Here is a 12,439-nt window from a genome sequence, read left to right as displayed (position 1 = left end):
TTTTATATTGTTTTATCGAAGCTCTATAAATGTATTATTAGTAAAAACACCGTCTACAAAAACATTTATTTTATAAGAGCCTTTGTTTATCAAATTTCTATTTACATCAATAAATGAAATTATGGATAATTGCTTATTAAGATATTTAGCTTTAAAATTATCGTTGCAAAGTATGTTTTCTTTGTTTTTTAATTTTATTTCTTCTGCAGGAGCAATAACTTTATCATTATTAACAATTTGTATATAAATAGATTTGTCGCCTGAACTAATAATATTATTTTCAAGCAAGCTAAACTCTATTTTAAAAGCATCTGTTTTACTTGAGTAAGAGGTAGATGTATGTTTGCCACTACGTCTCTTTTTCATTGCTGATACTTTTATTGATGAAGTTTCTATAATTTCGGCAATTGCAATTTTTTCTTTTAAGACTTTCTTTTCTAAATCTAGTGATTGATTTTTATTTTTTAACCGAGTGTATAAGCCTTCTTTTAGAATTAAAATATCTTTAACACTATCGTTTTTTGTTAATAATTGATTATTTACTCCATTAAGGGAATCTATATGTTTAAAAAGAATTTTGTTTTGTTTTGCTAAACCAGAAATACGTTTTCTGTATAGTCGAAACATTCCATAATCTGTTGTTTTTAAGCTATTTATGGTGTCTTTGAATTTTATTATTTTATGAAGCTTATCTCTTAGGTCTAAAGAAATATCATCTTTTTGATAAATAGCATTTTCATAATTTTTTATAACGCTATTTAATTCAGATTCTAGCTCTATTTTTTCTAATTTAAAAACATCTTTTAATTCAGAATACTCACTAGCGTTTTGATAAGATAATAAGCCAATAGCAATTACTAATAGAAGTAAAAAAGCAACAAAGCCATTATTCTTTATTTTGGAATTGGGAATCATTTGGGGTTATGATGAACAATTTGTTGTGTTCGGCGCTAATATACTATTTTTTACGCAGTTGTAAATAAACGCTGGAGGAAAATTAAGTGGCTCAAAACTAAGTTGAATATTATCTCCAAAAACATTTTTTAGTTTTTTATAATATGTAAGACTATATTGGTATTGAATAAATAAACCGTTGTTATTTAAAATTTGATAGCTTTCTAGTAAAATGTTATTAGAAAGTTTTTTAGGTATTATGGTTAAGGGTAGGCTAGAAACAATGTAGTTTGCCTCACTATAACCCAATTTTTCAATTTCTTCGCGCATGTTTTCTGCAGAAGCTTTTATAACAATTAATTGTGGGTGCTTAATTTTTTTTAATTCTTTATAAAAGGCATCATTAATTTCAAAACAAATTAAAACAGTGTTAGGTTCAATTTTGTTTAAAATTGAGTTTGTTATTGCTCCGTTACCAGGTCCTAACTCTATAATAACTTTAGCTGTAGAAAAATTAATTTCTTTAAGCATTTTTTTAGCCAAATACTTAGAGCTAGGAGCAACCGAACCAGATGTTTTGTAGTTTTTAACAGCTTCTTTAAAAAAGTTAAATTTTTTACCCAAAATAATGTTTTATAATGTTTTTTGTATATTTCTACTAAAAGTGCTGGTAAAGATGCAATATTTAAAAGATATATTCTACTTATTTTATCCTAATTTATGTGTTAATTGCACTGTGAATTTATTGCAAAGCGAAAAATATTTATGTGCATTTTGTAGTAATGAAATACCAATTATTGAAGATAATGAGCATGTAAATAGCACGCTATTAGCTCCTTTTTACGGTAAAGTGCTAATTAACAAAGTGCGTTGCTTTATTTATTATCAAAAACATGGAATTGCAAAAAAAATCATTCACGAATTAAAATACAAAAACCAACCAGAAATAGGAACTTTTATTGCAAAATGGTTTGGTGTTCGATTAAAAGAGTCAGGTGTTTTTAAAGATGTTGATTATATTGTTCCGGTACCGCTGCATAAAAAAAAGCTAAAAAAGAGAGGATATAATCAACTCACGAAATTTGGAGAAACGTTAAGTGGTATTTTAAATGTTGAATATAAAGAAGAGATTTTAATTAAGTCATCCATCGCAAAAACACAAACATTTAAACATCGTTTTGAGCGCTTTTCAGATTCTAAAACAAAATTTAAATTGATAGATTTTAAAATTTTTGAAAACAAACACATTCTTTTAATAGATGACGTAATAACTACAGGCGCAACTTTAGTTGCTTGTTGTAGCGAATTATTAAAAGTAAAAAATATTACCATTAGTATTGCAACCATGGCATATACTAAAAAAGGTTGATTTTGTTGCTGTTATTTTAGTACTTTTGATGTTGGAATTAAACAATCAATTTGTGAAAAATAAGTTATTATTTTTAGTCGTTTTAGTATCTGTAATCATATTAAGTTGTGCAAGAAAAGGAAGACCCGAAGGTGGCCCAAAAGATGAAGATGCACCAATTATGATGACTGCGAATCCGCCTTATGAAACGATTAATTTTGATAAAAAAAACATTAAAATTCAATTTGATGAATATATCGTTTTAAAAGATTTAACGAAGCAATTAGTGGTTTCTCCGCCCTTAAAATATCCACCAGTAATTACACCGCAAGGAACGCCAAGCAAATCTATTAATATTGAAATTTTAGATACTTTAAGAACAAATACAACCTATACTTTTAATTTTGGAAACGCAGTTCAAGATAACAACGAAAATAACAAGTTAGAAAGTTTTAAATATGTGTTTTCTACAGGGAATTATATAGATTCTTTAAAGATTAAAGGAGCAGTTTCGGGTTCGTTTAAAAAAGAGAAATTAAAAAATATATCTGTTTTATTATATCGATTAGATAGTATTTACAACGATTCGGTTGTTTACAAGGAAAAACCAAATTATGTTACTAGTACGTTAGATTCTACTAATTTTGAATTCACCAATTTGCGTGACGGAAAGTATTTGTTGTTAGCGCTAAAAGAAGCATCAAGCGATTATCTTTTTAATAGCAAAACAGATGAATTAGGTTTTTATACGGATACTATTTCTTTGCCAAAAGATACGTTGATAACCAAACCAATCCGTCTTTTTAAAGAGTTACAACCTTATGAATTTAAAAGAGGAAAAGAAGTTGTAAAAGGCAAAATACAATTTGGTTATGAAGGAGAAAGAGAAGAGATGAAAATCGAGTTGCTGTCTGCAGTTCCAGAAACATTTAAATCGTTTTCAGAGTTCGAAAAAGATAAAGACACGCTTAATTATTGGTTTACACCTGTAGCACAAGATTCTTTAAACTTTATAGTTCGTAATAAGAAATTTATAGATACTGTTACTGTTCGTTTGCGTAAAAATAAAATAGATTCTTTAAGTATATCATCAACTGTAGGTATAAATTTACATTTAAATGATACCCTATTTTTAAATAGTAATAATCCAATTGTTTCATTAGATAAATCTAAATTTTCATTAGTAGATAAAGATACAGTGAATGTAAATTTTGATGTGAAAAAGCAAACGATAAATAAGTTGGCTGTTTTGTTTAAAAAAACGCCTAAAATGAATTATAAGTTTGATGTTTTACCGAAAGGAATTATCGATTTATATGAAACAACAAACGACACATTAAACTATCAATTTAAAACACTTACTGTTGAAGATTATGGAAGCATAATTTTAGAGGTGAAAAAAGAAACAAAGCATCCTGTTATAATTCAACTTTTAAATAATAAAAAGGTTGTTAAAACAAGATATATTTCATCTTCTGAGAAAGTCGAATTCAACTTACTAGATCCAAAAGAATATACAGTTAGAGCAATTATTGATGAAAATAATAATCGTGTTTGGGATACTGGTAGTTTTTTGTCAAAAAAACAACCAGAACAAGTAATTTACTTCGAAACAGTTTTTAAGCTTAGAGCAAATTGGATTCAGAATGAAGAGTTTATTATCAAATAAACTCTTCGTTAATTTTTTAATGCCTTATTTACTCATCATAAGACGTTGCACTAGGGCAAAACAATAATTCAGTCGGATTATCAATATCATATAAATATTGATAACTCCTTGAGTCTTTATTGCAATAAGGTTCTATTAGTTTTAGCATCGTATTAAATCCGTTTAAAGTTAATACGCAGAAAAACGTTTCACTGTCTTTCGTAAGTATTCCTTCGTCAGATTTAAACAAACCGAAAATTAAATTACAATTGCGAGGTTCTATGAAGTCAACTTCAGCTAAATTTAATTTTTGTCTTTTTTCAATAACAGTTTCCTTAATTAAATCTCTAAATTTAATCGCCTCGGTTTTGTCGAAATTGTATAAACGAACAACATGTTCATCAAAACCATTTACATTTTCTATATAATCTAACTCCATCTTCTTTCTTAATTAATGTGCTTGTAGCCAATTTTTTCCTTCACCAATTTCAACATCTAAAGGAACAGCTATTTTAAAGGCATTTTCCATTTCTTCTTTAATAATTGGTTTAATAATTTCTAACTCATCTTTATGCGCGTCAAAAACCAATTCATCATGCACTTGTAATAGCATTTTCGATTTAAAACCTTCTTTTTCAAATCGATTGTAAATGTTAATCATGGCTAATTTAATAATATCGGCAGCACTTCCTTGTATAGGCGCGTTTACTGCGTTACGTTCTGCAGCACCACGAACAATGGCATTTTGAGAATTGATGTTTTTTAAATACCTGCGACGGTTTAAAACGGTTTCTACATAGCCGTTTTCACGAGCAAAATCTACTTGTTCTGCCATGTAATTACGCAATTTTGGATACGTTTCGTAATACGTATCTATCAACGCTTTTGCCTCTTTACGAGATAAATCGGTTTGATTACTTAATCCGAAGGCAGAAACACCATATACAATTCCGAAATTTACTGTTTTTGCATTGCTTCGCTGTTCGCGAGTAACTTCACTTAACGGAACATTAAAAACTTTTGCAGCGGTAGAAGCGTGAATATCTTCGCCATTTTTAAAGGCTTCAATCATGGTTTCTTCTTCACTTAAAGCAGCAATAATTCGCAATTCAATTTGAGAATAATCTGCAGCAACTAATACATAATTTTCATCTCTAGGAATAAAAGCTTTACGAACCTCTTGTCCGCGTTTTGTACGAATAGGAATGTTCTGTAAATTAGGGTTGTTAGAACTCAATCTTCCTGTTGCTGCAACTGCTTGCGCGTATGAAGTATGAATACGACCAGTTTTGGTATTTATCTCATTTGGTAAAGCATCTACATAAGTGCTTTGTAATTTTTTGTATTGACGATATTCTTGAATATCTCTAATAATTTGATGTTCTTTTGCTAAGAAAGACAACACATCTTCGGCAGTAGAATATTGCCCTGTTTTTGTCTTTTTAGGCTTTTCTACCAACTGCATATTTTCAAACAAAACAATACCCAATTGTTTTGGTGAAGCAATATTAAATTCTTCGCCAGCTTGTTCGTAAATGTTTTTTTCTAAACGCTCAATATCGTTCGCTAAATCAACAGAAAGCTCTTTTAAGAAAGGAACATTTAAGTTGATTCCTTCTATTTCCATCGCTGTTAAAACCGAAACTAACGGAGTCTCAATCGTATTAAATAGTTTGGTAACATTTCCGCTTTCTAACTCTTTTGTAAAATGTTCTTTTAACTGCAAAGTAATATCGGCATCTTCAACGGCATATTCGGTTTGCTTGGCAATGTCAACAGTTCGCATAGAAAGTTGATTCTTCCCTTTTTTACCAATCAATTCTGTAATAGGAACAGGCTGATAATTTAAATAGGTTTCTGCTAAAATATCCATTCCGTGTCGCATATCAGGGTTTATAAGATAATGCGCAATCATGGTATCAAATAATTTTCCTTTTACAGGAATATTGTAGTTTGATAAAACTTTGATGTCGTATTTTAAATTATGGCCAATTTTTTCAATTGTTGAGGTTTCAAAAAACGCACGAAACTCTTCTAAAATTGCTTTTGTTTCTTCTTGATCTTCTGGAAAAGAAACATAATATCCTTTGCCAATTTCCCAAGAAAAAGAAATCCCGATTAATTCAACTTCTAAGGCTTTTAAACCTGTAGTTTCTGTATCAAAACAAACAGATTCTTGTTGCATTAACTTGTTAAGTAATAGCTTTCTTGATAAAGGAGAATTTACATGCTGATAAAGATGCTTGGTGTTGTTAATGTTTTTATAACCAGAAGCAATTTCAACCTCGGTAATAGTTCCGGCACCTGGAGCAGCAAATAAATCGAATTGCCCAGCGGTACTCTTATCAGCTACTTTTTTAGGTTTCGCAGTTGTTTTTTCTTCTTTTTTTACTTCGGATGTATTTTCGGTAACTCCAAAAGCTTTTAAGAAATTATCCGTTAAACGACGGAACTCTAAATTGGTGAAAATTTCTTTAGTTGCTTCGATATTTGGTTGGCACATTTCAAAATCTTCCTGATGAAACTCAACAGGAACATCTAACATAATCGTTGCTAATTCTTTTGATAAGATTCCAAGTTCGGCATTCGCCTCTACTTTTTCTTTCATTTTACCTTTTAAATCTGCTGTGTTTGCAAGCAGATTTTCCATTGAGCCATATTTTGCTAAAAACTTCTTAGCTGTTTTTTCACCAACACCAGGCAATCCGGGAATATTATCAACAGAATCTCCCATCATTCCTAAGAAATCAATCACTTGTTCGGGTCTTTCTACGCCAAATTTCTCCTGTACTTCGGGTATTCCCCAAGTTTCATATCCACCACCAAAACGAGGTCGATACATAAAAATATTTTCAGAAACTAATTGTGCAAAATCTTTATCAGGCGTTACCATATAGGTTTTATAACCTTCTTTTTCGGCTTTTTTAGCTAAAGTTCCAATAATATCATCGGCTTCATATCCTGTTTTTATAATAGAAGGAATATTCATTGCTTTTAAAATTTCTTCGATATACGGAACCGCAATTTTTATTGCCTCAGGTGTTTCTTGTCTGTTGGCTTTATACTCAGGAAAAGCATCCACTCTGGCAACCGATCCACCGCGATCAAAACATACTGCTAAATGATCTGGGCGCTCACGTTTTATAACATCTAATAACGAATTTGTAAAACCCAAAATTGCAGAAACGTCCATTCCTTTCGAGTTAATTCGTGGGTTTTTTATAAAAGCGTAATATCCTCTAAATATTAATGCAAAAGCATCTAGTAAAAAAAGTCGTTTTTGGTCTGCCATTTGTTTCTATAATTGAAGAATGTAAAACTACGAAACTTTAACAAGATGTTAAAAATTGATTTTCAATAATCAACCTATCTTTGTTCGACTTTAAAAAAAATAAATATGTCTCGTTGGTTGCTATCAATTATAATTATTTCATTATTAATTATTGCTTTTGAAGCCTATGCTTTTCAGGCAATTAAAGCGGTAACTAAAAACAAGTTTATTCGTTATGGATGGCTACTTTTAGGTTCGTTAGCATATATTAATTTTTTTTATGTAGTATTTTCTTCGGATAGAAGCTCTGGGCAAACTCCGCAATTTCAATGGGCAGTAGGAGCGCTGCTGGTTGTGTTACTGCCTAAGTTGTTTATTTTAATCTTTATGATTGGTGAAGATTTAGTACGATTGATAGGAAAAGGAATTTCTTTTTTATCATCTGCAGAAACAAAACCTTTAGCAGGTAGAAGGGCTTTTGTAGCTAAATTGGCATTGGGTATTGCTGCAATTCCGTTTGCAAGTATATTGTATGGTATTTTTAGAGGGAAGTATAATTATAAAGTGATAAAATACCAATTATCATTTAAAGATCTGCCAGAAGCTTTTGACGGATTTACAATTACACATATAACAGATATACATTCGGGTAGTTTTACAAATAAAGAAGAAATATCTTACGGAGTGGATTTAATAAACGAGCAAAAATCGGATATGATTTTATTTACAGGAGATCTTGTAAACAATTTTGCTTACGAAATGGATGAATGGATTGACGTTTTTAAGAAAATAGATGCTCCGGTTGGTAAGTATGCTGTTTTAGGAAATCATGATTACGGAGATTATTCTAAATGGAAAAGTGATGAAGATAAAGCTGCAAATTTTAATGCGATAAAGGAGTTGCATCCAAAAATTGGGTTCGATTTATTATTGAATGAAAATAAATATATAGAAAAAGACGGACAAAAAATAGCCTTGGTTGGTGTAGAAAATTGGGGAAAAGGTTTCAATCAAGCTGGTGATCTTAAAAAAGCATCCGAAGGAATAAGTAAAGACGATTTTAAAATATTGATGAGCCACGACCCGAGCCATTGGGAATATAAGGTGAAGAAAGACGATTTTAATTATCAGTTAACATTAAGTGGTCATACCCATGGTTTGCAATTCGGAATTGAAATACCAGGATGGATTAAGTGGAGTCCCTCACAATACGTTTACAAACAATGGGCTGGTTTATACAAGGAGTTTGATCGTTATATTAACGTAAACAGAGGCTTTGGTTATCACGCTTTTCCTGGTAGAGTGGGTATTTGGCCAGAAATTACTGTAATTGAACTTAAAAAAAGTTGATTTTCAGGGTTTTTAACAAATGTTAATATCTAATTAGAAAAAAAACAGTAATTTTGTTTACTATTACATATAAAAATTATATAGAATGACGAAGTTTGGTGAAATTATAAGTATAAATAAGCCAGTTTTAATAGATTTTTACACTGATTGGAGTGAGCTAGAGCCTAGTTTAGATACGCTTCGTGATGTTGCTGCAGCTTTAGGAGATAAAGCAAAAGTAATAAAGATTGATATCAGACAGAACGAAATTTTAGCAGAAGCTTTACGCGTTAAAGGAAATCCTACGTTTATGATTTATAAACAAGGAGAGATGATGTGGCGCCAAACGGGCGAGCAAGATGCCAATACTTTAATTGGTTTAGTGCAACAGTACGTTTAAGTTGTTGTTTTAAACTTAATATTTTCTTAAAACAATTATTTTCTTAACTATCGTGAGAACGATACGGTATTTATTGCTGTAATCTTATTAGAAAATACATATAAGATATTTATAAAAAAAAGCAGCGCGACTAAATTTAGTCGCGCTGCTTTTTTATAAAGTATACCTTGAAAATTAAGGTTTAATAGTGTCTAATTCTTGCGGAAATTGTTCTTGTTCCTCTTCATCAGACATTAAGTGTTTAAATAAACGCGCATGATTTAAATATCCTTCAAAAGCTTTTTTACCATAGTCTATATCTGTATCATACCTCGTAACTTGTTGTATGATATTTTGATACATATATAAATTAGTTTCTAAATTATCAAGAATTAAATCAACATCACTATCTTTAAAAGTGCTGTAATACTTTAATTTTTGTTGAAAAATAGTTATTAATGTTTCCGCAGTTTCACGTGCTTTGTCTTTATCTCCTATGCGGTAATATAACTCAGGGTATCCTAAAGAAATACTATAATGTCCAAAATCGTTTATTGGCATTTTATATAATGATAAATCTAATACATCTTTTGCGTTAACAGAATCACCTTCTTTTAAGAACTCTTCAGATAAACGCATTAAGTTGTTACGAATAGATATTGCGTTACGTTTACTTTGTTCGTCTAAATAAATTTCACCGTTATTTATGGTTTTCCAATCCCATTTTTTAACGTTTTCATACATTTTTTTAGGATCGATACGTCCCATGTCAAATATTGATCTTCCTTTGTTAGATGTTTTAATCGGTACTAATTTGTACGACATTCCATCTAACTGTAAATAATCTTTTAACCAGATATATTCTTCATCAGCATTAGCACCGCCGGTAAAATAAATTGGGCGTTTCCAATCGAAATTATTTAAAATATCAAGCATTAAGATTCTGTTTTTGGTTAAACCTTGTTCATCAACAGTAATATCTATATAGTCTAAAATTTTATCAGCATCTTTCTGTGCTACCAATCCTGTTTTTAAAACATTTTTTTTGTTTACAGGAATTCTAATACTGTTGGTTGGATAAAATTTATCTTTAGAATCTTCAGCAACTTCTATGTATGTAGCATCATTATCGCTTGCAATCCATCGCATAAAATCTTTAATAGGAAGAATTGAATCTTTTAATTGAGGTAGTGGGTAATAATAAGCAACGTCTAAAGTTCCGTATTTATATTGATCGTGTGTTAATTGCGACGGAATAGGATCTGCCTCATAGGTTTTCTTTTTCATCTGGTCGATATACCAAGCTGTTTGAAAAAGACTGGTGTTTACAATCTTAATATCTCTACGAACTCCTTCCACTTGCTGCATGTACCAAAGCGGAAAAGTATCATTGTCTCCAATAGTAAAAATTATAGCATTCGGGTCGCAACTTTCTAAATACGTTTGTGCATTTAACTGAGAAACATAACGATCACCTCTATCATGATCATCCCAGTTCTGAACTCCCATTAAAAAAGGAACGGCTAGTAGTGAAACGACAGAAACGGCAATGGCAACGGTTCTTTTGTTTGCGTAATTTTTCAGGTAATCATACAACGCGAATACTCCGAAACCTATCCAAATAGCAAATACGTAAAATGAACCTACTACGGCGTAATCACGTTCTCGAGGCTCAAAAGGTTTTGGGTTGGTATAAAATATAATAGCAAAACCAGTAAAAGCAAAGAATAGCGCAAGGGTGTATAAATTCTTTTTATCTTTTTTAGATTGATAAAACAACCCGATTAATCCTAAAATTAAGGGTAAAAAGAAGTATTTGTTACGTCCTTTGTTGTTTTTAATGTCGTCTGGTAGGTTTTGTTGCGATCCTAAGCGTATTTCATCAATAAAATCGATTCCACTTAACCAATTACCATTTTCAATATCTAAATGTCCTTGTGCATCGTTTTGTCTTCCTACAAAGTTCCACATAAAGTAACGCCCGTACATGTATCCGAATTGATAATCAATCATGAATTTCATGTTTTCTACAAACGTAGGTCGTCTTTTACTTCTCGCAGGAATTCCGGCAATTCTTTTGTATTCTTTTTCGGACGCAGGGTTTACCATACGAGGTATAAAACCTTTGTGTTTGCTAGAGTAGTTTGGCAATACGTTCTTGTATTTATTTACAATAACATATTTTCCGTCTTTCTTTTCATATTTAGGTTTGTCATCTTTATACGGTTGATCTGCATCTTGCGTTCTGTCGTAAGAAACAGAATAATATTTGTCATAAAAAACATTCGCATCACCATATTGTTCACGGTTGTAATAAGCTAATAGTTCACGTGCGCTTGACGGGTTATTTTCATTAATAACCGTATCGGCATTTGCACGAATTGGTAGCATTAGCCAAGACGAAAAACCAATCATAATAAATAGTACAGAAAGCACAAGAGTGTTTGCCATTACTAAGTTTTTTGTACGCGTATATTTTAATCCGAAGAAAAACAAGGCAATTAGAACAATACCAGCAACAATGGTACCTGTATTATATGGTAATCCTATTTGGTTGATAAAAAACAATTCAGAAACACTAAAGAATTTAAGTGTAAACGGAAATAGAAATTTAAAAACAAAAGCTAAAACAAGTATTGAAATAAGTGTTGCGATTGCAGTTGTTTTTATGTTGATGTTTTTATAAGTTTTAAAGAAGTATAATAAAACAATAGATGGAATTACTAGAAGTGATAAAATATGCACCCCGAATGAAAGTCCTACCACAAAACTAATTACTACTAACCATTTGTTTCCTCTAGGTGTATTTATTTCACTTTCCCATCTTAATCCTAACCAAAATAACAAGGCCATTAAAAAAGAAGACATCGCATACACTTCACCTTCTACGGCGCTAAACCAAAAGCTATCAGAAAATGTATAAGCTAAAGCACCTACTAATCCGCTTCCTAAAACGGCAATAGCTTCACTTTTACTGAACTTACCATTTTTAATAGCCATTTTTTTAGCTAAGTTGGTAATTGTCCAAAACATAAATAAAATTGTAAATGCACTGGCTAAGCCAGACATGAAGTTTACCATTTTTGCCCACTGACTTGGGTCGTTACTAAACATAGCAAAGAATGCGCCTAGCATTTGAAATAACGGTGCTCCTGGTGGATGCCCAACCTCTAGTTTTACTGCGGTAGAAATATATTCTCCACAGTCCCAAGAACTAACTGTAGGCTCTAAGGTTAGTGTATATGTAATTAGTGCCACGGCAAATGAAAACCATCCTAAAAGGACATTCCATTTTTTGTAGTTAAATTCGTTCATAGTTTTCTGTATAATAAAGTACGAAAGTATTAATAACTGTTGGTTTTTTACTAAAAACAAAAATATAATTTTGAGACAGTTAACGAATAAAAAGTTGATATAAAATTGTGTTAAATGAAAAAAAGCAGAAAAAATTTGCCGAAATAAAACTTTGTATTATATTTGCACCCGCAATAAGTTATTGGCCTATGGTGTAATTGGTAACACACCGGTTTTTGGTACCGACATTCAAGGTTCGAGTCCTTGTAGGCCAAC

General features: G+C 31.0%; 9 protein-coding genes and 1 tRNA gene. 5 read left to right on the top strand and 5 right to left on the bottom strand.

Translation table 11 applies throughout. From position 1 onward, the window contains the following. Positions 1 to 12: 12 nt before the first annotated feature. Positions 13 to 915, bottom strand: coding sequence for a hypothetical protein (locus tag AC28QF_RS10005; protein ID WP_488201847.1), 903 nt, complete (start codon positions 913 to 915; stop codon positions 13 to 15). A 6-nt stretch (positions 916 to 921) separates the two neighbouring features. Beyond that, positions 922 to 1,518, bottom strand: a complete 597-nt coding sequence (locus AC28QF_RS10000) for a class I SAM-dependent methyltransferase (RefSeq protein ID WP_488201848.1) — start codon at positions 1,516 to 1,518, stop codon at positions 922 to 924. Positions 1,519 to 1,570: 52 nt separating this feature from the next. Here AC28QF_RS10000 and AC28QF_RS09995 point away from each other — a divergent pair, with 52 nt between their 5' ends. Both AC28QF_RS09995 and AC28QF_RS09990 read left to right on the top strand, forming a co-directional pair. Then, entirely contained in the window at positions 1,571 to 2,263 is a 693-nt protein-coding gene (locus AC28QF_RS09995) for a ComF family protein (RefSeq protein WP_488202422.1), read from the top strand. A 52-nt stretch (positions 2,264 to 2,315) separates the two neighbouring features. After that, positions 2,316 to 3,911, top strand: a complete 1,596-nt coding sequence (locus AC28QF_RS09990) for an Ig-like domain-containing domain (RefSeq protein WP_488201850.1) — start codon at positions 2,316 to 2,318, stop codon at positions 3,909 to 3,911. Between the two features lie 28 nt (positions 3,912 to 3,939). Here AC28QF_RS09990 and AC28QF_RS09985 read toward each other — a convergent pair whose 3' ends face one another. Together AC28QF_RS09985 and polA are read right to left on the bottom strand one after the other, a co-directional pair. After that, complete coding sequence (locus AC28QF_RS09985) at positions 3,940 to 4,329, bottom strand: hypothetical protein (protein WP_488201851.1); 390 nt, start codon at positions 4,327 to 4,329, stop codon at positions 3,940 to 3,942. Positions 4,330 to 4,341: 12 nt separating this feature from the next. Next, positions 4,342 to 7,182 carry a DNA polymerase I gene (gene polA, locus AC28QF_RS09980; RefSeq protein WP_488201852.1) on the bottom strand — a complete coding sequence of 947 codons (2,841 nt, stop codon included), beginning with the start codon at positions 7,180 to 7,182 and terminating at the stop codon, positions 4,342 to 4,344. A 105-nt stretch (positions 7,183 to 7,287) separates the two neighbouring features. On the opposite strand from polA, the gene AC28QF_RS09975 reads away from it, so the two are divergent. Then, positions 7,288 to 8,511, top strand: coding sequence for a metallophosphoesterase (locus tag AC28QF_RS09975; protein ID WP_488201853.1), 1,224 nt, complete (start codon positions 7,288 to 7,290; stop codon positions 8,509 to 8,511). Positions 8,512 to 8,596: 85 nt separating this feature from the next. Next, positions 8,597 to 8,890 carry a thioredoxin family protein gene (locus tag AC28QF_RS09970; protein WP_488201854.1) on the top strand — a complete coding sequence of 98 codons (294 nt, stop codon included), beginning with the start codon at positions 8,597 to 8,599 and terminating at the stop codon, positions 8,888 to 8,890. A gap of 174 nt (positions 8,891 to 9,064) precedes the next feature. On the opposite strand, the gene AC28QF_RS09965 is transcribed toward AC28QF_RS09970, so the two are convergent. Then, a complete protein-coding gene (locus AC28QF_RS09965; protein ID WP_488201855.1) occupies positions 9,065 to 12,184 on the bottom strand; it encodes a glycosyltransferase family 117 protein in 3,120 nt (1,039 codons plus the stop codon). A gap of 182 nt (positions 12,185 to 12,366) precedes the next feature. Between AC28QF_RS09965 and AC28QF_RS09960 the strand changes: the two genes are divergently transcribed. Continuing rightward, positions 12,367 to 12,438: transfer RNA gene (locus tag AC28QF_RS09960), tRNA-Gln, on the top strand. Position 12,439 lies beyond the last annotated feature (1 nt).

The sequence above is a fragment of the Tenacibaculum sp. M1.3A genome (assembly GCF_057732375.1).
This window is presented reverse-complemented; position numbering and strand designations above follow the sequence as displayed.